Consider the following 25,361-nt stretch of genomic DNA (forward strand, 5'->3'; position numbering starts at 1 on the left):
GTTGGCTTTTAACCAATTGGTCGAAGGTTCGAATCCTTCACGACCCACCACTTTACTGAAAGTGCATAAATCAGCGTTATACCTCGATGGGTCGTTAGCTCAGTCGGTAGAGCAGTTGGCTTTTAACCAATTGGTCGAAGGTTCGAATCCTTCACGACCCACCACTTTACTGAAAGTGTATAAATCAGCGCAACACCAGATGGGTCGTTAGCTCAGTCGGTAGAGCAGTTGGCTTTTAACCAATTGGTCGAAGGTTCGAATCCTTCACGACCCACCACTTTACTGAAAGTGTATAAATCAGTGCAACACCAGATGGGTCGTTAGCTCAGTCGCTTTTTTTTATAAAGCGAGGGCAGTTGGCTTTTAACCAATCAGTCGAATGGTTCTAATCCTTAATGACACACCACTTTACTGAAAGTGCATAAATCAGTGCAACACTAGATGGGTCGTTAGCTCAGTCGGTAGAGCAGTTGGCTTTTAACCAATTGGTCGAAGGTTCGAATCCTTCACGACCCACCACTTATTATCTGCATTATGAATGCCACACTAAGTGAATCGTTTTATCGCAATACTTAGATGAGTCGTTAGCTCAGTCGCTTTTTTTATAAAGCTAGGGCAGTTGGCTTTTAACCAATCAGTCGAATGGTTCTAATCCTCCACGGCACTACACTTTACTGAAAGTGCATAAATCAGCGTTATACCTCGATGGGTCGTTAGCTCAGTCGGTAGAGCAGTTGGCTTTTAACCAATTGGTCGAAGGTTCGAATCCTTCACGACCCACCACTTATTTTTTCAGCTGTATCTCTCTCGAATTTCCCCCTGAATGTCCCTCGTTAAACTCCAATACTGAGTACCGAATTTAATACCTTCGTTTTACTTATTCCACTGCAAAATATTTTCTAACATAATTATTGGCATTAGCAAGTTCGACTAATGCGGCATCTTTAAAAAGAAACGTATCTTGAGTTTGGTGATTATATTAAAGCTGACATTATGTGCAGTGATGATGACAACGGTGCTCTGGATTCAGGGGGGCTTTCTAGGCAGTTTTATGTACCGAGCACTATCTTATGGAAAGCTCTAATCCCACTGGGTTGTGATAAAGACTAAAAAGGAGACCTTAGGTCTCCTTTTGCATTAAGCGGATCACATATCTATAGCGCTTAATCTAACAGATTGTTTTCACGAACATATTGCTCGAAATCTGTGCACCCACCGATGTGCTTCTCATCGACAAAAATCTGCGGTACTGTTTCAACTGGCTTACCGACAGTTTTTTCTAAATCTGCTTTAGAGATGCCTTCTGCATGGATATCGACATATCTGAACTTAAAGTCATCACGTTTTTCAACGAGTTGCTCAGATAATTGCACAGCACGAACGCAATAAGGACAGCCTGGACGGCCAAAAATAACAACGAACATAATAGCTCCTTAGGATTACTTTAGTCGTTTTATACCATAGGCCTAAGTGAATTGATAATGTCAGCCACGTTTATTTTCAGTTTGATAGCGACCTTGATAATCAAAATAGCTTTCGAGCAGATCCCAGCCTTTTTTATGTTTCTTCAGCAGCAAGAGATCGGGCATGCGGAATTTATCCGCGTCGCTGATTAACTCTGTCACCTTAGTGTACTTTTTCGGTTTTAATCCCGGTGTACGGCTATGGGGAAAGATGAATAAGGCATATAAGGCTCGCCACTGGGCCGGCGTTTGCAATTTAAAGCGGCGATTGAATTCATTACCGTCGATATCGAGGTACTGCACTTTCAGATTGCCGTCATCGTCGATGAGGCTCATATGCTGGCAGCGGAATAAATGATGGTGCTGCTGGCTGAGCACTTGGCGTAGGCGTTTATCGGGATCGATGAGGGTCGATTGGCAGTGCTGGCAAATGCGTGCGGCAATGTCATTCTCTTCACCGCAATCAGGGCAAGATTTAGATCTAAATCGAAAGTCGCACTGCAGCTTTTTACCTTGCTGTTCGACTATGCCCTGACAGCGGCGACCAAAGTGTTCGATAATGTCGCCATCGTCGTCCGTGAGTCCCCAGAATATATTGGCAAAATCGCATACAGGGCAATGCACCTGCACGGGTACCGATTTACTGTTGGGTTTCGCTTGGCCGACCTCGGGGAAATACAAGTCATAACCATTGGCTGCATAGTCGATGATAAGACAATCTTTTTTGCCTTCAGCGATTCGCAATCCACGGCCGATCATTTGTTGAAACAGACTGACTGAGGCTGTCGGGCGCAAAATTGCAATCAAATCCACATGGGGCGCGTCGAAGCCTGTCGTCAACACAGCCACGTTGACTAAAAACTTAAGCTCTTGGGCTTTAAAGCGTTCAATCGTCGCGTCACGTTCATTGTCGTGCGTTTGTGCCGTGATAATGGCGCTCTGCGCTGCGTGAGCTTGGTTGAGTAGGCCAAAAATCTCATTAGCGTGGCGCACCGTTGCCGCAAAAATGATAATGCCTTTTCTATGTTGGCTCAGTTCAATGAGCTGTTTCACAATCGCAGTGGTCGCGCGGCCGTAATGTCCCAGTAAATCGTTAACCTCGGCTTCGGCATATTCGCCATTCTCGTTTGCTTTGAGTTGGCTGAAGTCATACTGGGCACTTAGGCCATCAAATAGGGTTGGCGCTGTGAGGTAACCTTGCTTAATGAGCGGCCTGATGGGCAGCTCGAACACACAATGTTCGAATACGGCATGTTCGGGAGATCCCACTTTGCCGTGATAGTGTTGCTGATAAATCCAGCCAGTGCCAAGGCGATAGGGGGTGGCGGTGAGACCGAGCAATCTTAATTGAGGATTTTTCGTGCGTAAATGGTTGAGTACTTGCTGATATTGGCTGGTTTTTTCTAGGCTGACTCTGTGGCATTCATCAATAATGACTAACGAGAACGGCTGATCGAACTGGGTTAACCCCCGCGCCGCCGATTGAATACTGGCGACGACGGTTTTCCCCTCTGTGGCTTTTTGATTGAGTCCCGCCGCATAGATACTGGCTTGTGCGGTGAGGAGGCCGACTTTCTCGGCATTTTGTGCAACTAATTCTTTCACATGGGTGAGCACTAAGACTCTGCCTTTGGCGATGCGTGCCAGTTCGGCGATCACTATGCTTTTGCCGGCGCCTGTGGGTAATACGAGTACGGCGGAAGCTTGGCTTTGCCTAAAATGGGCGATGGCGGCATTAACCGCTTGCTGTTGATAGTCTCTGAGTTTGACTGACACGCTGATAAAAAATCTATGCTGAATAAAAGTGAGGCTGCAAGCTTAACATAACAGGCAAAAAAAATGCCCCTGGTTGGAGGGGCAAGCTAGAGAAAGGAGCAATCACACACACTCTCTCAACAGGGTTCACTTTTAACCTGAGGTTTAAAAAGGGAGGTTCAGGTTACGCTTAGCCTATTGGGCATAGACTAAGCGTTGTGGACGTTATTCTTAACTCGGATATTACTCAGTACGATTTAAGCGTGATTCAATCAAGGTCTCGATCACAGCTGGATCGGCCAAGGTTGATGCATCCCCTAAGTTGGTCACTTCGTTAGCGGCAATCTTACGCAGGAAGCGGCGCATAATCTTGCCTGAACGTGTTTTAGGTAAGCCCGTCGCCCATTGGATGAGATCTGGGGTGGCTAGCGCACCAATTTCTTTACGAACCCATTGACGCAGCTCTTGACGTAGCTCTTCGGTTTCTTCAGTACCACGGGTTAGCGTGACGTACGCATAAATACCTTGGCCTTTAATATCATGTGGGTAGCCAACTACTGCAGCTTCTGCAACCAGTTCATGTGATACCAGCGCACTTTCGACCTCTGCCGTACCTAATCTGTGGCCGGATACGTTGATTACGTCATCAACGCGGCCAGTGATCCAGTAGTAGCCATCTTCATCGCGGCGTGCACCGTCACCGGTAAAATACATGCCGCGGAAGGTTTTAAAGTAGGTCAGTACAAATCGTTCGTGGTCGCCATACACAGTACGCATTTGGCCCGGCCAAGAATCGAGTAACACTAAGTTACCTTCGTTCTCACCTTCTAAAATATTCCCCATGTTATCCACTAAGGCGGGTTGAACGCCAAAGAACGGACGGGTCGCTGAGCCAGGTTTAGTGTCGGTCGCGCCTGGCAGTGGCGTGATCAAAATACCGCCGGTTTCAGTTTGCCACCAAGTATCGACGATAGGGCAATGCTCATGACCTATCACCTCATGGTACCAACGCCATGCCTCTGGGTTGATAGGTTCACCTACCGAGCCCATGATCCTCAAGCTGCTACCATCGAACTTATCGAAGTGTTGCTTACCTTCGGCCATCAGCGCGCGAATTAAGGTTGGCGCTGTATATAGAATGTTCACTTTATGGCGGTCAATCATTTCGCCTAAACGGGCAGGACTTGGATGATTCGGCACACCTTCATGGATAAGCACAGTCGCACCATTGGCGAGCGGGCCGTAAACCATGTAAGAGTGGCCAGTGATCCAACCCACATCCGCGGTACACCAGTACACTTCACCCGCTTTGTAGTCGAACACATATTCATGGGTCATAGACGCATAAACCATGTAGCCGCCAGTGGTGTGCAATACGCCCTTGGGATTCCCAGTTGAACCTGAGGTATAAAGCAAGAATAATGGTGCTTCGGCGTCCATTTCTTCTGGTTGGCAGTGCTCTGATGCGGTTTCCATCAGTGAATGCCACCACACATCACGGCTTTCTACCCAATCTACTTTGCCACCTGTGCGTTTAAGTACGATGACTTTTTCAACCGTAGTGACATCAGGGTGCTTTAAGGCATCATCTATGTTGCGCTTCAATGGAATAGCACGGCCACCGCGCATACCTTCATCGGAGGTAATGATGACTTTGGATTTACCGTCAATCACGCGAGAGGCGATTGAATCCGGCGAGAAACCACCGAAGACCACAGAGTGCACAGCGCCGATACGGGCACAGGCAAGCATAGCCACTGCTGCTTCTGGCACCATAGGCATGTAAATTGTGACTATATCCCCGCGGCGCACGCCTTGGCTGCGCAGTGCGTTGGCAAACTTACACACATCTGCATGTAATTCACCGTAGGTGATTTTGCGTTGTTCGCTGGCGTTATCGCCTTCCCAAATAATCGCCACGCGATCACTGTGTTCGGCTAAATGACGATCTAAACAGTTGGCAGAAGCATTCAGGGTGCCATCGTAAAACCAATTGATCGATAAGTTATGGTCATCAAAAGAGGTTTTTTTAATTTTGGTATAGGGTTTTATCCAATCAATACGCTTGCCGTGTTCTCTCCAGAAACCTTCAGGATTGACAATCGACTCTTGGTACATTGTTTTATATTTATCGTTGTTTACAAGTGCATTGGCAGCGATATTGCCGGAGACTTTGTAGAGAGACTGCGAGCTCATAGGGCTTCCCTTTTGAAAAATTGCGTGGACTGAGTATGGTATGCAAGGGGGCGGCAACTCCATTAGACCTTGGTCTAGTGTTAAATTTTCCTTTATATTTAGTCTGTTGCATTAAAAATTCGGCTAGATTTTAGACAGGTTTTATCGCACAATAATCAGAAAAAAGAGCAAAGTATGAATTTAACCTTAGTCGTTGCTGTTATTGCCGTCTGTTATGTCTCGCTTTTATTCCTATTGGCTTGGGGGGCGGAGCGTTGGTTTACTCAGATCACTAAAAAGCTTCAGGTCGTTATCTATGGTCTGAGCTTAGCGGTTTATTGCTCCTCGTGGAGTTTTTTAGGCACAGTTGGGCAATCGGCTAAGGATTTTTGGTCTTTCTTACCGATTTTTATCGGCCCTATTCTGATTTTTACTTTAGGTTTTGGCATGTTACGCAAGATGGTATTAGTGTCTAAGGCGCAAAATATCACTTCCGTGGCCGACTTTATTGCCGCCCGTTATGGCAAATCTCAAACCTTAGCCGCCTTAGTCACCTTAATTGCCTTGTTTGGCATCATGCCCTATATCGCCCTGCAGCTTAAGGCGATGGTGTTCAGTCTTAATTTGTTTCAACCCGCTGACGATCCCCTCGATGGCGTGACGATTCCGTTACTGATCACTTCGCTGTTAGCCATATTTGCCATTTTATTTGGTACTCGCAAACTCGATGCGACCGAGCATAATCCCGGCATGATGCTCGCGATTGCCTTTGAGTCTCTGGTGAAACTTGCCGCATTTTTGTTGGTCGGCATCGTCATCAGTTTCGGAGTGTTCGATGGTTTTGGGGATATTTGGCAGCAGGCCAATGCGCAGTCACTAATTAATTATCCCAATCCACGTATTGAAGCTTTAATGCCTGAGTTACTCGTCGGAATGGCGGCCTTTTTATGTATGCCAAGGCAGTTCCATGTAATGGTGGTGGAATGCGCCGATGAGTCCGTGTTGTCAAAAGGGCGTTGGCTGTTTCCCATTTATTTAGCACTTTTTGGTTTATTCGTTGGACCGCTCGCCTTGGCGGGGAAGATCATCCTCGGCGATTCAGTGTCGGCCGATACCTATGTGATTAATTTACCGCTGGCGTTAGATCAACCTTTGCTGGCGGTGATTGCATTACTTGGCACACTTTCGGCGGCAACTGGCATGGTGATAGTGGCGGTGGTGACTATCAGTGTGATGGTAAGTAACGAATGGCTGGTGCCAGTGATGCTGCGCACAGGCCATATCCGCGAGAAAAACTTCAGTCAGTTCTCGCACCTGTTACTTAATGCCCGCCGCTTGGCGATCGTGATTATTCTTGGCTTAGGCTATGGCAGCTATTTGGCATTATCAGACAGTGATTCCTTGTCCCATTTAGGCATGTTGTCTTTTGGGGCTTTTGCCCAACTTGCGCCAGCTTTAGTCGGTGGACTCTATTGGAAACACGGCAATCGTGCTGGGGTATTTTTAGGACTCGGCGTGGGCTTTTCGCTGTGGTTCTACATCATGTTGCAGGGCATGACCGATGTGCAAAGTTCATCGGCGTTCTTGTCTAGTGTCGCGAGCGAGAAAGGCCTGCTAGATGCAATAACGCCCAATGTGCGTGATGCGCTGACGGCTCTTTTTGCCAATATCGCCTGTTATATTTTGGGTTCTATTTGGTTTAGAGCCGGTGTGGCTGAGCGTATTCAGGCCAGTGCTTTTGTGAGCCCTGGCAAATTGAAAAACAGCGCTAATAAGAAAAATGGTCCGATTTCACAGCAAGATTTACTGATACTGGCGAGTCGCTTCGTTAGCCCAACACGCGCCTACGAGAGCTTTAGCCGTTTCTCGATTGATGCGGTAAAAAGTGATAGTTGGCATAAAGCGGCGCCGCCGGAGTTGATTTCCCACACTGAACGTTTATTGGCGGGCGTACTCGGCGCTTCAAGCGCAGCGCTAGTGATGGATTCCGTGCTGCAAGGGCGCGATTTAGCGCTGGATGAAGTCTTTAGTCTGGTCGATGAAGCCTCATCGAAGATTATGCTCAGTCAAGACATGTTGCGCGGCGCGATTGAGCACGCCTATGAAGGCATGAGTGTTATCGATAACGATCTCAATCTCGTGGCATGGAATTACAAATATGTGGAGCTGTATCAATATCCCGATGGATTTTTGCAGCAGGGCATGCCCATCAGTGAAGTGATCCGCTTTAATGCGGCGCGGGGTTATTGTGGTGAAGGGGAAATAGAACAGCAGGTTGAGCAGCGGGTGCAGCATATGCGTAATGGCACACCGCACACTTCTGAGCGCCATCGCAGGGACGGTAAAGTGATTAAAATTCAAGGCAATCCTATGCCAGATGGCGGCTTTGTGATGACCTTTACCGACATTACTCAGTATCGCGAACAGGAGCGCGCGCTGCTCGAAGCCAATGAAACCTTAGAAAGCCGCGTTAATGAGCGAACCTATGAATTAGCCATGTTGAACAGTGAGTTACTCGAGGCTAAAGCGCAGGAAGAAATCGCCAACGCCTCTAAGAGTCGCTTCTTGGCTGCTGTTGGCCATGATTTAATGCAACCGCTTAATGCCGCGCGGCTGTTTACTGCGTCGTTATCTCAGTATCCCAATCTAGATCGTGAGGCCAGAACCACCTTATCCCATGTGAATAGCTCGCTAAAAATTGCCGGCGAGTTGCTCACCGACCTATTGGATATTTCTAAACTCGACTCAGGTATGGTGGATGTCAATCGCCGTGACTTTGCGATTTCAGAACTGATCAATGGCTTATCCGTTGAATTTGAAGCGATGGCGGCGGATAACCAAATTCGTTTTAAGATGGTCCCATGCAGCGCAACCGTTAATTCTGATCCTTCGTTACTGCGCAGAGTATTACAAAACTTTTTAACCAATGCCTACCGTTATGCTCGCGGTGGCAGAGTGTTATTTGGTTGTCGTCATCGAGGTCATTACCTTGAAATCCAAGTGTTAGACACGGGTTGTGGTATTGATGAAAAAGAAACCCAAGAAATTTTCAAAGAATTTAAGCGGTTGAATAATCCTAAGAGCAACAATGTTAGCGGCTTGGGCTTAGGTCTGGCGATTGCTGATCGCATTAGTAAAGTGTTAGAACACGGTATTCAGGTTTCGTCCCATTTAGGGCGCGGCTCGGTCTTCTCCATTTGTGTGCCGCTTGGAGAAACTGTGCGTCAGCCACAAGTGAAGGCGTTACCGTCGCTGCTGCAGCCGTTATCGGGTATCAAAGTGTTGTGTATCGACAACGAAGAGGCCATTTTAGCTGGATTAGAAAGCTTATTAAGCCGCTGGCAGTGTGAGGTTATCTGTGCAAAAGATTTATCTGATGCACGCATTAAACTAGGACTGAAAGGCGTCGCGCCTGATATTGTGCTCGCGGATTACCATTTAGATGATGGCCAAAATGGCGTCGATGCGATGGACGGTATTCGTGCCCTGTATGGCAAAGATTTACCCGGCATTTTGATTACCGCCAATACCCGCAAAGAGCTGGTGGAAGATGTGCAACGCCGCGGCTATCACTATATGGCGAAAATGATAAAACCTGCCGCGCTACGTGCCTTGATTTCTAGCTTGGTAAAATAAGCTTGGTATACGTGTTCGGTAACATGAGTTTAGTGACGTCGGTACGTTTAACGAAATGCCAAGATAATCGCGTAATTTTTTATGCGGCTTATCTTGGCTAAACGGTTTGACACAGGTTTGTGGGTGTAACTAAATACATGACTAGAGTTTGAATATGGCCAGTTTATTGTTTAAATTCAGTGATAATTCGGCCAAACTTTCACTTTCTTGAGCCAAATAAGTTGCCGATTCAGAGACTTCGAGCGCTGAGTTATTAATCCCGCACACGTTTCTGTTCATGTCTTCTGCGACCACACTTTGTTCTTCTGCGGCGGTGGCGATATGGGTTGCCATGTCACTCACATGTTTTATATGAGCAACAATAAGCGATAAATCCTTCCCCGCTTTTGCCGATTGACTCACACTGTTTTCTGCCAAAGCTCGGCTTGCATCCATTGCCTTAGCGGCGCTCACGGCCCGTTGTTGCAATAATGAAATCGTGTTTTGAATTTCTTCGGTCGATTGCCTAGTGCGACTGGCAAGTTGCCTCACTTCATCGGCGACTACAGCGAACCCTCGCCCTTGCTCGCCAGCGCGGGCGGCTTCAATGGCCGCATTCAGTGCCAGCAAGTTGGTTTGGTCTGAAATAGCGCTGATCACTGAGGTGACCTCGCTGATCTGCATGACTTCCTCTTTAAGCATATTTACTTGATCCGTCGCTTGCTCCACTTCTTTGGCAAGAGCATGAATACCATCTACGCTGGCGTGAACATCTTGGTCGCCAAGGCCTGCTTCCCAAGTGGCTTCTTTGGTATCTTTGGCTGTGCTCTCCGCATTATTCGCGACATCGGCGATAGTGGCGCTCATTTCATTCATGGCGGTGGCAAGTTGGGCGAGTTGATCCCGCTGATTATTTACCGCTTGATTAGTTTCCTCTGCAGTTGAGGCGATCCGAGCCGAGGCCTGTGCAACATTGTCAGCGCTATGACTCGCTTGAAGTAAAGTGCTACGAATGGAGTCTATGCTTTGGTTTATATTGTGGGCTAAGATGCCAAGTTCATCTTTACCATAGATTTTTAGCTGAGTCGTTAAATCACCTTTTGTGATGGCGAGCATAGCCAGATTCACATCATCCAATGGCTGAGTAATAGAGCGGCTAATGGCATAACCTAGCCAAGCCATAAGAACAATAATGACAAATGTAATGCCTCCCATGGTGAGGTATTCATTCCAAATGGTGGCTTCGATATCTTGGAGTAACATACCTGAGCCTAAGATCCAGCCCCAAGGTTTAAATCCCATGACAAGTGAGATTTTTTGCGCTGATTTGCCATTCGCTGTCGTCCAGCGGTATTCGACTAATCCTTGTTTGCCATCACGGCCGAGTTCGACCATTTCGAACCAATAATTCTCTTCGCCTCGATTACCCATTTGTTGGCCAACCAGTTCTTTTTTGATGGGATGAACGATAACGTGCCTCGATTCATCAATCACAAACAAGTAGTTATCACCATCAAAACGCATGTCGTTCAACATGTCTTTAGCGGCTTGCTGTGCTTGCTCTAGGGGGAGCGATTGCGACAACGCTTGGATACGGGTGCTGGCGAGGGACAATACGGCATTAAGTCGTGCTTCACGCTCTGCCATCAGGTTGTGCTTTAGGGCTGTGACGGAAATAGTGAGTAAAATTAAGGCACCTGCGAGGGCGATAATGAGCTGTAGTGCGAGTTTTCGATTAACGGGGATGTCAGCGAGTTTGAACATATGCTCTCCTTTTCTTTGTGTAGCGATTTAAGCCATTCCCTCTGCTCAAGTTGTTGTCAGCTTTTGGCGAAAGATATGTTGTGTAAAGTGAGTGATATAAGCATCGTTGGCTTTGATAAAATTTCCAGTTGGCGGATTAAATAAATGCACTAAATTACAGAGTTTTAATGGAAATTGTGAGCAATATTGCAATTGCAACCTTAGCGCGTTTATCTATCGAGAGGATGCGAGATTCGAACAAGGGAAGGGCTGCTGAGTCTGATATAAGCCAGGCAGTTCGAACCCCTAGCGCACAGTGCGCAGGGGTTCGTTTATTCGACGTTAAAGGCTTATTGAGTTGAAAGAGCGTTAAACTAAAAGATGGTCAAGCGTTAAAGCATCAACCGTGGCTGATAAGCTGCGGCTCAAGACTTTTTGATACCGCGCTAATACCTGCTGCGACTTGCTTCATCGCGCTGGTGAGTTGGCTTAATTGTGCTGAGCTAATGATATAGGGCGGCATGATATAGATAAGGTTGGCGAAGGGGCGCACCCAGACGCCTAAATCGACAAATTGCTGCTGTAACTCTGCGGTATTGACGGGTTCGTGCATCTCTAACACGCCCACCGCGCCGAGCACGCGCACGTCTTTTACGCTCGGCAAATCAATCGCATCCTTAAGTTCTAAGCGCATTTGCTGCTCGATAGCGGCCACTTGCGCTTGCCATTCATTACGGTTAATTATGTCTAAGCTTGCACACGCCGCGGCGCAGGCTAGCGGGTTACCCATAAAAGTAGGGCCATGCATAAACACGCCCGCGGGAGATTGGCTTATGCCTTGGGCAACTTTATCGGTACATAGCGTTGCCGCTAGGCTGATATAACCGCCCGTCAGCGCTTTGCCTAAACATAAGATATCAGGGGTAATATGGGCGTGTTCATAGGCAAAAAGCTTGCCTGTTCGACCAAAGCCAGTGGCAATCTCATCTAAGATCAGCAGGACATCAAATTCATCACATAGGGCACGAAGACCCGCTAAATAATCTGCGCTGTAGAAACGCATACCGCCAGCGCCTTGCATTATCGGCTCTATAATCACTGCGGCAATATCATTGTGATTAATGCTTAATATGTCACGCATTGCGGTTAAATCATCGGCTTGTAAGGCTTCGCCAAAGGCGGTTTGTGGCGCGGGCACAAATGATTGCTTGGTTACTGCATCGCCAAACATAGTGTGCATGCCGCCTTCTGGATCGCATACGCTCATCGCGGCAAAGGTATCGCCGTGGTAACCCTTCTTAACGGTAAGAATGCGTTGTTTTAGCGGTCGCTCTTCTCCATGTACACTTCGCCCTTGCCGACTCTGACCTTGCCAATATTGCAGCGCCATTTTAATTGCCACTTCGACTGAGATAGATCCAGAGTCGCACAAAAAGACCTTTGTTAGCGGTTTGCAGGTCATAGCGATAAGTTTTTTACACAGTTCAATGGCGGGTTCATGGGTGATACCGCCAAACATCACATGGCTCAGTTGATGCAACTGTTTTTCCATCGCGGTTAATATCTCGGGATGTGCATAGCCGTGCACACAGGCCCACCACGAGCTAGTGCCATCGACCAGCTTGCGGCCATCGACGAGTTCAAGCTCGCAGCCTTTGGCGCTGTGTACACCAAAAACAGGAAGAGATCGGGTCATTGAGGTGTAAGGATGCCAAATATGGGTGCTATCAAAGTCAAAATCGAGTAAATTGCGCATAAACGCTCACTTTTTTGGTGATAAAGTAGCCATTAGTAAACTGGGTTCACTGGTTGGCGTTGACAGTTTAAGGGCTGAGGTTATCCTAGCCAAGATAAAAAACAGAATAAAAAGGGTGTTCAATGTCGCAGTTGCAAGTTCGTCATGATTGGAAGCGGGAAGAAATCGAAGCCTTATTTGCGCTGCCGATGAATGACTTATTATTTAAAGCACACAGTATTCACCGTGAGGTATACGATCCTAATGAAGTGCAAATTAGCCGTTTATTATCGATTAAAACCGGTGCTTGCCCTGAGGATTGTAAATATTGCCCGCAGAGTGCTCGCTATGACACAGGTCTAGAGAAAGAGCGTTTGCTGGCAATGGAAACTGTGCTGACCGAGGCACGCAGTGCTAAAGCTGCGGGTGCCTCTCGTTTCTGCATGGGCGCTGCTTGGCGTAATCCAAAAGAAAAAGACATGCCGTACCTTAAACAAATGGTGCAAGAAGTTAAAGCCTTAGGTATGGAAACCTGTATGACGCTCGGCATGCTTTCTGAAGATCAAGCGAACGATTTAGCCAGTGCTGGCTTAGATTATTACAACCATAATTTAGATACTTCGCCTGAATATTACGGCGATGTGATCACGACACGTACCTATCAAAATCGTTTAGATACACTGACACATGTGCGTGCTTCTGGCATGAAAGTGTGCTCGGGCGGGATTGTCGGCATGGGTGAAAAGGCGACGGATCGCGCAGGCTTACTACAACAGCTGGCTAATTTACCGCAGCATCCTGATTCAGTACCAATCAATATGTTAGTCAAAGTGGCCGGTACGCCGTTTGAGAAGCTTGACGACCTCGATCCACTCGAATTTGTGCGCACTATCGCCGTGGCGCGTATCTTAATGCCGCTTTCCCGCGTACGGTTATCGGCAGGCCGCGAAAATATGAGTGATGAGCTGCAGGCCATGTGTTTCTTTGCTGGCGCTAACTCGATTTTCTATGGTTGTAAATTGCTGACCACACCAAACCCAGAAGAAAGCGATGATATGGGGCTATTTCGACGTTTAGGCTTACGTCCCGAGCAGGGCGCAGCGGCAAAACTGGAAGAAGAAAGTGCTGTCTTAGCAAAAGCGGCGGCCTATCAAGATAAGTCATCGGCACAATTCTATGACGCGGGTGCTTTGTAATATCACTGAGTGCATGTTGTCCGACAAACAGGTCGAATAGCCTGTAAACCTTGTTGGCTGCAGCCTATTTTGATTGCGGCCGATAGCTTTATTGGCTGCACTCCATTTTTCAAGCAAGCATTTTTAAGACAATCATTCTTGAGGCTAAATCGATGAGTTCTCTGCTCGAGATGAAAATTGCCGCCCGTCAGCAAGCCTTACGTGAGCAAGGTTTATTACGACAACGTAAAATGCTGAGTGTTGATCACAGCTTTGATGTTAACGCACCCACTTCGAGTCCACGCTTTGTGTTCGAAGGGCGATCCTATGTTAATTTTAGCTGTAATGATTATTTAGGCTTATCCCGCGTTCCTGAGTTGGTTGAAGCGCTGCACCTTGGAGCGCAGACCTACGGTGTGGGTAGCGGCGCATCGCCCTTAGTGACAGGGTACAGTGATGCGCATGTCACACTTGAACGTGAACTCTGCGCCTTAACTGGGCATGAAGCGGGATTACTATTCTGCTCGGGCTTTAGTGCCAATACGGCGTTAATGAAAACCTTGTTTGATCAGCAAGATACTGTGATTGCCGATAAACTTGTGCACGCCTCAATTATTGATGGTTTACAAGATAGTGGCGCGCAGCTTAAACGTTTTTTACACAATTCGCTTGAGAGCGCTGAGCGGCTTCTGACTCGAAATCACGCATCGGCGTTAATCACAGAAAGCGTGTTTAGCATGGACGGGGATTGTGCGCCGATCACGCAGTTATCGGCGCTTTGTCGTCAACAGAATACTTGGTTGATTGTTGATGATGCCCATGGTTTTGCGGTGCTCGATGGCTATCAAAATAGTGATGTAAGAGATAAAGCCGCCAAGCTTATCGATGTGCAAGTGGTGACCTTTGGTAAGGCATTAGGTTGCCAAGGCGCAGCGGTTTTGGGGAGTCAGGCGCTGATCGACTTTTTGGTCAGTAATGCCCGCGAATATATTTATTCAACCGCCTTATCGCCCGCCAATGCCGCATTAGCGTTAGCCGCGACTCGGTACTGCACTGCACATCCTGAGTTACAGCAAAAGCTGCTTGAGAATATTTCGCTATTCAAACAGTTATGCCTCGATGCTGCCGTGCCCCTTTTAGGTTCGGATACCGCAATTCAGCCGTTGATCATTGGCGATGCGCAGCAAACCTTGCAAGTCGCCGAAGCGTTAAGAGCCGCGGGCATTTGGGTTGGGGCGATTCGCCCGCCGACGGTGCCTGTAGGGTCGGCGCGGTTACGCATTACCTTAACGGCGACCCATAGCCCTGAAGATATTGCTGCTTGTGTTGAGCAATTAGCCCAAGTGCTCAGTCGTGTTGGTATCCCGCTTGTCAGTGAACGAGAATCTGCCGATGAGTACAGATAAATGTACCCTATAGATCGCGTTATTTTATTGAATGTTAAGTTTTTATGGTTGAGTGTTAGTTAAAATGCCAAGCCTGATAAAGTCTAGTGATCCAAGCTGTAGTGAGTCTGCTCATGAGTCAAACAAGTTTATAGCTTGCGATCTTAAGCTGAGTGAGCTTAATGCGGGCGTTTCTTATGGGGGCGTTCTCGCGGGGACTGTGTCCAATGTGCACGGGACTCAAATTGCTGAACGTTTTTCCGCAGCGGCCCATAGTTACCAAGATCATAATCAATTACAACGCCTGAGCGCTGCCAGTTTACTCAGTGAGTTTTCGGCAGCAGGTTATCTGTTAGACATAGGGGCAGGCCCTGGCACGGATTTTTCTGGGTATCACAGTGTGTCTCAACCAGCGGATCTCTCTACGCAAAATTCATCCACAACAGTATTTGCCGTGGATATTGCCCTTGGCATGCTACAAAAGCTAAAACAGTCTTATCCCGATTATCACGGCGTATGTGCCGATGCGCAGTGTTTACCTTTTACCAATGGCTGCATGGATGTTATTTACTCTAATCTAGCCCTGCAATGGTGTGCTGATTTTCCCGCTGCGGTAGCCGAAATAGCGCGGGTACTTAAGCCTAACGGCGAGTGTCATTTGAGCCTAGTAGCGCAGGGGAGTTTGAATCAATTAGCTGAATTAGGGTTAAGAGTGAATGACTTTTTGACGATGCAAGCACTCAAGGCTGCATTTAAACTCGATACATGGGAATTACTTGAAGTGCAACTCGTCCCTATGACAGTGTATTTTGACACTCTTAAGGCACTACTCTATTCAATTAAAGGTGTGGGGGCTTCTGTACATGTCGCCAGTTCAACAACTCGGGTTTCAGGTTCAACAATGAGTGCTTCAGAATTCACTCCACGGCTGCGTGGTCGTCAAGATTGGCAGGCCATGCAGGCCAAAGCCGAATCGCTACGTTTACCCCAAGGTTTGCCTTTAACTTACCAGATAGTTCAAATACGGGCTCGGCGCAGATTTTAAAGTTTACATATTATGCCTTTAGTCATGGCATTATCAATTAGCACTAATATCTAGAAAACGTTGGATTTTTAACATTACGTATAGAGATCGTTAGCTATATGGACATTTAGCTTATGGAGAGTGGGCTTAACAAAGCACAACTCATAGCAACAGATAAGGATCTAATATGTATTTTGTAACAGGTACAGATACCGATAGCGGTAAGACTTTGGTTTCGGCGGCATTATTAACCGCTGTGAATCGTTTAGGGCTCATAGCCAATGCTGACTCTGCTGTGAGTATTCTTGCGGCTAACACTATGTTGACTTTAGGTGTTAAGCCCATCGCCTCGGGCTGCGCGCAAACCTCTGAAGGATTGCGTAATGCCGATGCGTTACAGCTGATGACGTCATCATCGTTAAAATTGGTTTATCCACTCATCAATCCTTTTTCCTTCGAACCTGCGATTGCACCGCACATTGCCGCCGCCCAAGTGGGCGTGAGTTTAGCGCCTGAAGCTATTATTGAAAGTTTAGATTTAGTGGCATTTGCTCAAGCGGATTTTTGCTTGATTGAGGGCGCGGGAGGCTGGCGTTTACCCTTAGGTGATGGCAGGTATCTTTCGGAAGTCGTACAGAGATTAGAACTGCCAGTGATCCTCGTGGTTGGCATGAAACTTGGCTGCTTAAATCATGCATTGCTGACTCAAGAGGCGATATTGGCCGATGGGCTTAAGATTGCAGGCTGGGTTGCTAATCGTGTCGACCCGAATATGAGTATGTTTGAGGAGAATCTGACGAGCCTTAAAGAGATGATGACGGCACCTTTCCTCGGTTGTGTGCCATTTCTCGAGGATCCCTCGGCTGATAATGCCGCGAATTTTTTACATTGTGAAGCATTACTAAAACGGGTTATCCCTGAAGCTCATTAACGGGAGTGGCTTGGCATGTTGCTGTTAGTGTTATGCGAGTTGTATTTAGCAAAAGGTCATACCTGACCTTTTGCTAACAGTATGAAAATTAAGATAAGCCTAATAACTTAGCCGTAATTCTGCAAACCAAAAACGTCCCGGACTGAGATAAAACTGGTTGTATTGTTCATTGAATAAATTATTGATCCCTAATGAAGCTGTGATGTTGTCGGAAACAAAATAAGTGGTTTTTACATCGGTTAACATAAAAGAGTCTGTTGAACCTGGCACATGAGTCACGACATCAGTATTGGTTACATTCGTAAATCTCTTACTTTGATAGCTATGATTTGCAGTAATATACCAACTGCCTTGGCGCCAATTCAGGTTCAAGTTGTACATATTTTTTGGGGTATGGGGGAGTGCTTTACCGACAACATTCAGATTGGGGTCTTGGGTGACTTCACTGTCCGTATAAGTGTAGTTGGCTGACCAACCTAAACCGTAGTGCCATGTGCCTTTGAGTTCTAACTCGATTCCTTGAATTTCTGCCTCTGCGACGTTTTGAGGCATACTGATACCATCAACCGTTTGAGTTGCAATTCGATCATTAATCTCGGAACGGTAAATCGTCGCTATCGCATTGATATTATTTTGAAAACTGTGGTCAACACCCAACTCCCATGACACCAATGTCTCTGGTTTTAAATCAGGGTTACCGACATAGATATTTCCTCCTAGACTTGCGGTACCAAAAAACTCGTACAAATTGGGCGCTCGAAAAGCTTTGCCTAGAGAGGCGCGGTAACTGGTATCGGTACTGGGTTTATAAACCATTGATATTTTAGGACTGATAGGGGAGTCTGTTACCTTGTCATAGGTAATACTGCCCGTTCCACCTGCTTGAGTGTAGGAGTGAGATTCTCCACCGCGCATTTCCCACCAATCTTGTCTGGCACCGATATAGACAGTGAACTCATTATTCAGTTGCCAAGCATCTTGGATATAAAAAGAACGTATTTGGTCTTTGGCTGTGGTGTCCGCAGACATAAATACTTTGGACGTTGGGTCTGTCCAATTGCTTAAGCTCCAACGCTCTTCAGTGACATCACCTTCGTTTGTCGCAACCCCGAGCACTAGTGTATGGTTATCGCCTAGGGGCATATCTAGCTGAACATCAATGCTTTTTCTGGTGCTTTCAGTTGCAGGTGCTAGCCGACCATCTCCACCCTCAAAGGTGACCGGATTCATAGGTGCATGTCCGGCACTGGCGGTTGTGAGTCCTGCAATAATTGTCGTAGTCTCTTTACTAATATGCCCAGCTGAGATGTGTAAATTGATTTGATCCCAGCTTGTACTCAAATTCAATCCTGTATTAGTTTGTGTTGTACTCCCCCCCCGAGCAAACAATGCGCCATTTAGCCAAGTAGTCATGGGGATATTGCCATAGGTTGGAATGCTATCGACCTTGCCTGATTCTGTGACTTCGGTGGTGCGTAGTAGGCTATGGGGCTGATCATAACCATATACTGAGTCTGAGTTAGCGTAGCTAAGGTTTAGACGAGTATCATCTGATGGGGTGTAAGTTAATCGAAGGCCGTAGGTTTCATCATTGAACCAGTTATCCCCCATATCACCAATAAGATTACTTTTTCCACCGATGTTGGTTGTGTAGGGGAGCCAACCTGTAACGCCTTCGGGAAGTTTATCAATAACAGCATCTGAAGCATTAACGTGGGTCGTTGGATAACCATCGGTTTCACGCTTGCGGTAGTTTGCGCCTAATGCGACGGAATCCAGTATTTTTAAGGTACCTTGTAAGGCTTGATCGTGAAAATTTTCAGGGGCGATACTATCAGCTGAACCACCTATCCCCAGCTTCATTGAAAAACTGTTTTCGTCGGGGACTTTGGTAAAAATATTGACGACACCGCCTATGGCGTTGCCTCCATAAAGGCTAGAAAATGGTCCGCGTACAACTTCAATTTGCTGCACATTTTCACTGTCGATCATCGTCCAGTTGACTTGCCCATTGCGGGAATCATTTTGGGGAACACCATCGACTAACACTAATGTATCCCGTGCATTACTTAATCCCCGTATCGTGAGTGACGGAGTGGTTTCCATAAATCCTTTAGTACGTCGGTCCATTACACCTGCGGTTTTTCCTAAGGCTTCATCAATGGTAAAGAGTGTCATTCCTTGGATATCTTCTTCCGTGATCACATTGATGGCGGAAGGGGAGGATTTAATATCCTGTGCAGTACGTGTTGCTGAAACTACGATGATCTCCATTTCATCGGTCTCTTTTGGGGTTGATGCTTGTGCTTGTATACCCGCAGAAGCAAGAAAGAGTGCTAGTACAGTTAAAGGATAAGGAATATGAGCTATGTGGCCTTGATACATTAATATCTCCTTGAAATATTATAATTTTTAAGGGGTCATTATTTTAGGGTATCGGTTGAAACCAAAGATAAAGGCTAAGCACAACAACAGGTAGCTAAGCCAATGTAGCCAAACTGAGGTACTTTGCTGTTCAGTTGGATGCGTCAAATTGACTTCTTCGATTGCATATCCTTGGATGGCTTTTGTTGCCTCATTCGGCTTTTTGAGCGCTTCAGGTGATGCTTTGCTTGACTGCATTGGTGGCGCAGGCATCATTGGCTGTGGCGTTAATTTAGGGGCTGACACTAATTTTGCCTGGATCAGTTTTTCTAAAATGGGATCTTCACATCCTTGGCTATCACAAAGAACACCTTGTTCTTCTGCCAGCTTGGTGATGCGCTCACTCAGATCTTTAACGGTTTCAGCATCGGCTTGCCAATAACCTTTTCGAACGGCTTCAAGCATGCGGGACATCATCATTTTGTATGCCCCTAAATTTTCAGATTCACGGAAAAACTCTTCCATGTCTAATTGATAGCGATCCTGTACATAGGTTTGGTACATATCATTCCATTTACTTGCATCGACAGCTTCTGGCACTGTGACCTGCCATCCCCACATATTCTGAATCACACTATTAATGAACTTAGCGCCAGCATAGCCCTCTGTTTGCATTGCTTTTATCCATTCAGGATTAAGGTAGCGAGAGCGTAATTCGCGTCCCATAAATCGTTCTAGGGTTTCTTGTTGGGCTTGATTTGGATCAGCAAGGTTACTTATCATCACCTCTGGACTTGTGCCATCTACGGCTCTGACGGCCATGGATACACCACCAAAGGATGCAAAGGGATCATCACCATCAAGGACTTGAAATACATGACTTGAGCGAGCATGAACAGTGATGGCGGTTCCCGATAAGGCATTTTTGAGTAGCATTTGCCCAACTTGGGAGGATTTACCTGTTTCAGCCGTATCTCCAGATTCTCCCCAAAAGCCTTGTCCATAGAGATGGCTCATTCGATTAAAGTACATCTCTGTCAGCGTCTGCTCGTTATCCCAAGTATCAGAACGATCTATCGCGCTTTCCAAGTTTGTGCCATAGGCTCCAGAGGGAACGGAAAATAGCCTAACCGCGGCCATTCTGGTGGCTAAGGTGGTTTCAACTCCTTTGGCTTCAAGCATAGCTTGTGTTTTTATCGTATTGATACGTAGTTGGTTATCCTGCTCATCCTGTGCTTGGGCAAGAGTAAATGCTTGATCTAGCAGGGTAACCACATTAGCAAAGAGATCCCGATGTAATCCGGATGGGATCACAGTGACATCAATTCGAGGTCTGCCTAATTCTTCACGCGGTATGGCTTCAACGCCACGCACTATACCTCTTTCATCGTAGCTAGGGCGTATGCCGAGCAAATACATGATCTGCGCTTCTTGAACTCCTTCATTACGCATAGTTTCAACGCCCCAAAGGGTAAAGGTTAACTTTTTAGGGTATTCGTTATGGCGTTGTCGATAGTCCTCAATGAGCTGATTTGCGAGCTTTTTACCTATTTCATAGGTTGATTTAGCTGGAATTCGGCGTGGGTCAAAGGAGTAAAAATTGTGTCCAGTGGGTAACGCATCTGGATTACGCAGTGGATCCCCCCCTACGCCTGCTGGAATGTACTGGCCTGAAAAACCAGCAATAAGAGCATCGAGTTCTTGTTTAGCGCTAGCTGAAATGGCTGAAGATAATTGTTCTATGCGTTGTTTGTACTGCTGTTTATCTAAAGTGGGTTCAATTGATAGAATCGCTTGCGCTGTTTTTTGGATTTGGTCAGCAGTTGGAGAGACACCAAAGCTGTGCAGTCCCATCGGATTAATACGGTCTGAAATTTCTTCAAGATAATGATGAATATCCTCAATGAGTTGATGGGATGACTCATTATCCTGAGTGATTAAAGTTGATGCCTTTGCATCAATTGCAGTGGGGGCTTTACCCAAATCTTGTAAAATCCCGAGTTTTTCTGCCTGTAGCTCAATTTCTTTAATCTGTGATTCTGCTAATTGTGGGTTTTGTTGCCGCGCGCGCTGGTAACTTTCGATCAGTCCTTTCAGGGTTTGTAGTTCAGGGTTTAAGGAGGTGCGATCCATGGGTGGGGTTAAATGGGTGATCATAATGCCCATACCACGACGCATTGCAATTGTACCTTCTCCTGCATTATCCATGATAAAACTATAAAAGTTTGGCAGATCTCGAATGAGATATTCAGGTGCATCTGTGATATTCATACCAGCCTCTCGGCCTGGCAGCCACTCATGGGTGCCGTGTGTGCCAAATTGGAACATCGCATCAGCTTTAAAGACTTTGTGGAGCCAAAGGTAAAACGCAATATATTGATGTGATGGTGGAAATTTTAGGTCGTGATAGAGTTTTTCAGGATTTTCAGTTTTTCCTCTGGAGGGCTGTGGTCCAAGTAGGACATTACCATAGCGGCGTACAGGTAAAACAAAGTATGCAATTCCTGCACTGTCTTTATAGGTCATAGCGTTACTTTCTTCTGGACTTCCCCAAGTATTTGTCACCATTTCCTGTGCTGACTGTGGCAATGCTAAAAACCACTGTTGATAGGTCGATATTGGTAAAAGTACGGGCTCGCCTGAGACGGCGAGAGTATCAATTTGTGATTGCTCCCAACTGGGGATATTGGCACCATATTTGAGAATATCTTGGCGTAATAGTGAAGGCTCCTTAGGAAGGTTTTGGATGTTATATCCTTCTTGCTCGAGGCGTTTAACCACTTGCCAAATGCTTTGCGGCAACACATTAAGGTATGCGGCGCCAACATTGTCTCGTCCAGGAGGAAAATTAAAATACTGCAGAAAAATGCGCTTTTCTGAATTAGGTTTTTGACGCAAGGTTACCCATCGTTTGACTCTGTTTGCCAACATGGCAACGCGTTCTGGTATGGGCTGCTCTTCTATATAAGTCATGCCAGATTGAGGATCTTGTATCATCTGTTTAGCAGCATATACGGTAGGTTGTATTAACCCCGCCATTTCTGGCATGGCTAATTGCCAAGAGCGTTCGGTAATATCCATCCCAACCGATGAAGCCTCCCAGTCCTCGATTGATGTTGAAAACAATGAAATGGCATTAATCACTGGAACATTGAGGCGTTCAAATAATGGTGTCAGTATCTCTGGAGTGACGCCAATTTTTATGCTTGCAGCAATAATGACTTCTACCCTTGAATGGCCTTGGTCGTCGAAAAAATAGCGCTCGATGGGAACCTGTGCAGGATAACCAAATACCGTCATCACGTTTAGGTCCCGACTCTCCAGAGCGTTAATTACTGCATCAATATGGGATGTACTGCCTGCAATAATATTACTTTGATAAACCACGAATCCAATCCAAGGTTTACCAGGTTTGTATTGATGATAATCTTGCTTAAAACGATCAAAATCAGCATAAACAGTCCCCGTTCCTGCATGATATAAACCTATTTCAGGTACAGTTTCAGGTGGCTGATAGGGCAGATTAATCCCTATTTGGTTAAGTGCGTAAAGCAATCCATTACGGATATTATTTGCTCCAGCATTAACAAAATACTGCTGGATTTGGGGATCCTCAATAATTCCAGCATTTTTATCGGTTTCATTAATACTAGAGCCAAACGCATATACTTTGGCACCATTTTTCATAGCCTGTTGTAGATCGAGTTGCACATGGTTTATTAGATTTCTTCCAATCGTTTGTATGATAATTAAATCTGACTGGCGAAGATGACTTAAATCTTGCTCGCTTAACTTAGTACTCGAGTAAATACGAATATCAGTATCCGTCATTACATCAAATTCTGAGTAAATATCTTTTACAACTGAGGTGGATTGTCGTAGTGAACTATCACCCAGCAATAAACTGACACGCGTTGTTTTACCCCATGCAAGGTGAGTGACTGATAGCAAAAATACACAAAGGAATAAGGTGAATGACGTTCTATGAAATTTAGTCTGGAACATATACCACTCGGCCATCATCTAATTGAAAGGCTGTACCTAGCCTTACACCTTCACCACTCAACTCCGTTTTGGTTACTTTTTGTACTTTTATCTCAGCCCCTTGTTTGCTGACAATTTGCATTTCTCCTTGGGCATTTTTAGTCGTAATAGTGACTTGGGATTTTTCATCCATTAGCCCAAGTAAATTAAAAGTGGTAAAGAGTGCGATCATCATGCTGACAATCACAACAATACTGGCATCAAATAAGTTAGCGATACCTGCTAAGGGGTCTATATCTTCACGGTGTGAAGTTAACATGTTCTTTCGCATAAATTTCAGACTCATAGTGAGCCCTCTATTGCATGCGTTTCGTTGATTGGATTTGAAGTGAGGGGCGTTTGTGAACAAATTGATGTGTGGTCGATCGATGCTAGTTCTGCAAGGTAACGTATTTCATTCTTGTCGTTATTTATCCAGCGTTCTTTGACTAACGCTAGCGCAAAAGCAATGACGCCTGTTCCTAATCCAACAATGGCAGAATTAAATGCGTTAACCATCATTCCGGCCATTTCAGGCATATTCCCCTGTGCAAGGGCAGCGAGCGCTATTCCCATAGGAATAAGTGTTCCCATCAGTCCAATCCCTGGTGCGGCACGTACGATAAAACGAAGACGTTCAATATTCGTATTTGCTAAATGTTCTGTTTGTTGTATTAATTTTTCGAGTTCTAGATCTAAATATTTTTGTTGAGTGTCTTGGATGACATGGCCTAATTTATGACGGAAAGTTTCAATCAGAGGGTGTTCACCTTGCCTACGATTTAGATATTCTCGGAGTAGATTACCGGCCAGTAAAACCACGTAGAGTACCATTGCGACTAATCCGAGTTTTACTGGGTAGTAACATAGGGTGGCGACCGTAACTAAAAATCCCTCAGTCATAACCATTATTTGCATTAGCTTTTCCTTATTAAAAAGGGTGTACTCTTAATTTATTTGTGAAGAATACTGAATTAGTGAGTTGGACATAGGTGTCAAAAAATTGAATGTAACTCGAGTCACAGAAAAATGTCGCACTTAGATATGGCCGTCATTATTCCTTAAGGCATTGATTAAAACTACCTAGCCGATCACAAAAAAATTACACTCAAAGTATTATTTACCTAAATATAATTTAAATATTTTCTAGGGATTAATATACAGTAGGATTATTTTTGTACAGAATCATTGGTGATTCATCTCAGATTTGCATCATTATGGCTTTTTAGATTGGTAATATAAGTAACTAATTTGGGGATAAAATCTACAATAAAACTCACGTAGTTATGGTGATTTGAATTTACTCTGAGAAATATTCTTTAGTTAATTAAATACTGTTTTTGTCAAGGTATTCTTTGCCTCTTTTTACGTTATCATTAAAGTTGTTTGTAGCCGTTTTAGCATAATTTCGGGCTTAAGAACTGCGGAAATAAGCCGTTTCCCTTCGGCGGGCTAAAAGTCTGAAAAACCATTGATACACACGAAAACAGCCTCTAAATAATTCACGCCCAAGTCCGCAGTGATTGATCGTTCTTTGCAAGCGATCAGGTTACGAATTGGGCTTTGTTTCCTTATTACGGTAAGTTCTGGTGAGTTTTAGGCGATATCAGCGATTGATTTGCTGCTTCAATGCGGTTGAGGCTTTAAAGCTGGGCTGATTGTAACCGTCGATTTCTATGGCTTCGCCCGTTTGTGGATTACGCCCTGTTTTAGCGACATGGTATCTGAGTTCAAAGGTGCCAAATTGTGGCAGGAAAATTTTCTCGCCTTCGCTCAATGCGACGTGGATCTGTTGCAGTATCTGCTCAACCACAGGTTTAGTGCTCGCTTGCGATGCATTGAGCTCGGCGGCAATACGTTGGATAAGTTGTGCTTTGTTCATAGAAACCTCTGAAGTCAGCTTAGGTTCAATCGAAGGGGAGTTATAACAAGCTCGTCCCGAGATTGAAAGCCATAGCAAGCTCAGCGCGGTT

At 45.7% G+C, this 25,361-nt stretch carries 15 protein-coding genes and 6 tRNA genes; 11 read left to right on the forward strand and 10 right to left on the reverse strand.

The window, feature by feature from the left end:
* Positions 1-88 precede the first annotated feature (88 nt).
* From ACHA99_RS15780 to ACHA99_RS15805, 6 genes are all read left to right on the forward strand, one after another.
* A tRNA-Lys gene (locus ACHA99_RS15780) sits at positions 89-164 on the forward strand.
* 37 nt (positions 165-201) lie between these two features.
* Positions 202-277: transfer RNA gene (locus ACHA99_RS15785), tRNA-Lys, on the forward strand.
* A 37-nt stretch (positions 278-314) separates the two neighbouring features.
* Positions 315-406 (forward strand) — tRNA-Lys (locus tag ACHA99_RS15790).
* A 37-nt stretch (positions 407-443) separates the two neighbouring features.
* Positions 444-519: transfer RNA gene (locus tag ACHA99_RS15795), tRNA-Lys, on the forward strand.
* A gap of 59 nt (positions 520-578) precedes the next feature.
* Positions 579-666 (forward strand) — tRNA-Lys (locus ACHA99_RS15800).
* 41 nt (positions 667-707) lie between these two features.
* Positions 708-783, forward strand: a tRNA-Lys gene (locus ACHA99_RS15805).
* 380 nt (positions 784-1,163) lie between these two features.
* Here the strand turns inward: ACHA99_RS15805 and ACHA99_RS15810 are convergent.
* The 3 genes from ACHA99_RS15810 to acs form a co-directional block, all read right to left on the reverse strand.
* Positions 1,164-1,424: a GrxA family glutaredoxin gene (locus tag ACHA99_RS15810; RefSeq protein ID WP_028760344.1), complete on the reverse strand. Its 261-nt coding sequence runs from the start codon at positions 1,422-1,424 to the stop codon at positions 1,164-1,166.
* A gap of 60 nt (positions 1,425-1,484) precedes the next feature.
* Positions 1,485-3,239 carry a DEAD/DEAH box helicase gene (locus tag ACHA99_RS15815; protein WP_263196039.1) on the reverse strand — a complete coding sequence of 585 codons (1,755 nt, stop codon included), beginning with the start codon at positions 3,237-3,239 and terminating at the stop codon, positions 1,485-1,487.
* A 222-nt stretch (positions 3,240-3,461) separates the two neighbouring features.
* Positions 3,462-5,414 carry an acetate--CoA ligase gene (acs, locus tag ACHA99_RS15820; protein WP_198572683.1) on the reverse strand — a complete coding sequence of 651 codons (1,953 nt, stop codon included), beginning with the start codon at positions 5,412-5,414 and terminating at the stop codon, positions 3,462-3,464.
* Between the two features lie 174 nt (positions 5,415-5,588).
* Here acs and ACHA99_RS15825 point away from each other — a divergent pair, with 174 nt between their 5' ends.
* A complete protein-coding gene (locus ACHA99_RS15825) occupies positions 5,589-9,029 on the forward strand; it encodes a PAS domain-containing hybrid sensor histidine kinase/response regulator (protein WP_198572684.1) in 3,441 nt (1,146 codons plus the stop codon).
* 141 nt (positions 9,030-9,170) lie between these two features.
* On the opposite strand, the gene ACHA99_RS15830 is transcribed toward ACHA99_RS15825, so the two are convergent.
* Positions 9,171-10,772, reverse strand: coding sequence for a methyl-accepting chemotaxis protein (locus ACHA99_RS15830; protein WP_198572685.1), 1,602 nt, complete (start codon positions 10,770-10,772; stop codon positions 9,171-9,173).
* A 379-nt stretch (positions 10,773-11,151) separates the two neighbouring features.
* Positions 11,152-12,507, reverse strand: coding sequence for an adenosylmethionine--8-amino-7-oxononanoate transaminase (gene bioA / locus ACHA99_RS15835; RefSeq protein WP_393943768.1), 1,356 nt, complete (start codon positions 12,505-12,507; stop codon positions 11,152-11,154).
* Between the two features lie 122 nt (positions 12,508-12,629).
* Here bioA and bioB point away from each other — a divergent pair, with 122 nt between their 5' ends.
* The 4 genes from bioB (at position 12,630) to bioD (ending at position 17,001) form a co-directional block, all read left to right on the forward strand.
* Positions 12,630-13,682, forward strand: a complete 1,053-nt coding sequence (bioB, locus tag ACHA99_RS15840) for a biotin synthase BioB (protein WP_028760338.1) — start codon at positions 12,630-12,632, stop codon at positions 13,680-13,682.
* A gap of 152 nt (positions 13,683-13,834) precedes the next feature.
* The gene (locus ACHA99_RS15845; RefSeq protein ID WP_393943770.1) at positions 13,835-15,067 is read left to right on the forward strand and encodes an aminotransferase class I/II-fold pyridoxal phosphate-dependent enzyme; all 1,233 of its coding nucleotides are present in this window, start codon (positions 13,835-13,837) and stop codon (positions 15,065-15,067) included.
* A 64-nt stretch (positions 15,068-15,131) separates the two neighbouring features.
* Positions 15,132-16,091 (forward strand): methyltransferase domain-containing protein, encoded by a 960-nt coding sequence (locus tag ACHA99_RS15850; RefSeq protein ID WP_393943772.1) that lies wholly within the window; start codon positions 15,132-15,134, stop codon positions 16,089-16,091.
* Between the two features lie 166 nt (positions 16,092-16,257).
* Entirely contained in the window at positions 16,258-17,001 is a 744-nt protein-coding gene (gene bioD, locus ACHA99_RS15855) for a dethiobiotin synthase (RefSeq protein ID WP_263265235.1), read from the forward strand.
* 99 nt (positions 17,002-17,100) lie between these two features.
* Here bioD and ACHA99_RS15860 read toward each other — a convergent pair whose 3' ends face one another.
* The 5 genes from ACHA99_RS15860 to ACHA99_RS15880 form a co-directional block, all read right to left on the reverse strand.
* A complete protein-coding gene (locus ACHA99_RS15860; RefSeq protein ID WP_263138235.1) occupies positions 17,101-19,386 on the reverse strand; it encodes a TonB-dependent receptor in 2,286 nt (761 codons plus the stop codon).
* Positions 19,387-19,413: 27 nt separating this feature from the next.
* Entirely contained in the window at positions 19,414-23,370 is a 3,957-nt protein-coding gene (locus tag ACHA99_RS15865; RefSeq protein ID WP_263265236.1) for a cobaltochelatase subunit CobN, read from the reverse strand.
* On the reverse strand, positions 23,357-23,695 hold the full coding sequence (locus ACHA99_RS15870) for a DUF2149 domain-containing protein (RefSeq protein ID WP_263138237.1): 339 nt from the start codon (positions 23,693-23,695) through the stop codon (positions 23,357-23,359). The genes ACHA99_RS15865 and ACHA99_RS15870 overlap by 14 nt, the downstream gene beginning before the upstream one ends.
* Positions 23,692-24,306, reverse strand: a complete 615-nt coding sequence (locus ACHA99_RS15875) for a MotA/TolQ/ExbB proton channel family protein (protein ID WP_263138238.1) — start codon at positions 24,304-24,306, stop codon at positions 23,692-23,694. Before ACHA99_RS15875 ends, ACHA99_RS15870 begins: the two co-directional genes overlap by 4 nt.
* A gap of 688 nt (positions 24,307-24,994) precedes the next feature.
* A complete protein-coding gene (locus ACHA99_RS15880; RefSeq protein WP_006086318.1) occupies positions 24,995-25,270 on the reverse strand; it encodes an HU family DNA-binding protein in 276 nt (91 codons plus the stop codon).
* Positions 25,271-25,361: the final 91 nt, after the last annotated feature.

This window comes from Shewanella sp. S23-S33 (genome assembly GCF_043359565.1).
GTDB lineage: Bacteria > Pseudomonadota > Gammaproteobacteria > Enterobacterales > Shewanellaceae > Shewanella > Shewanella oncorhynchi.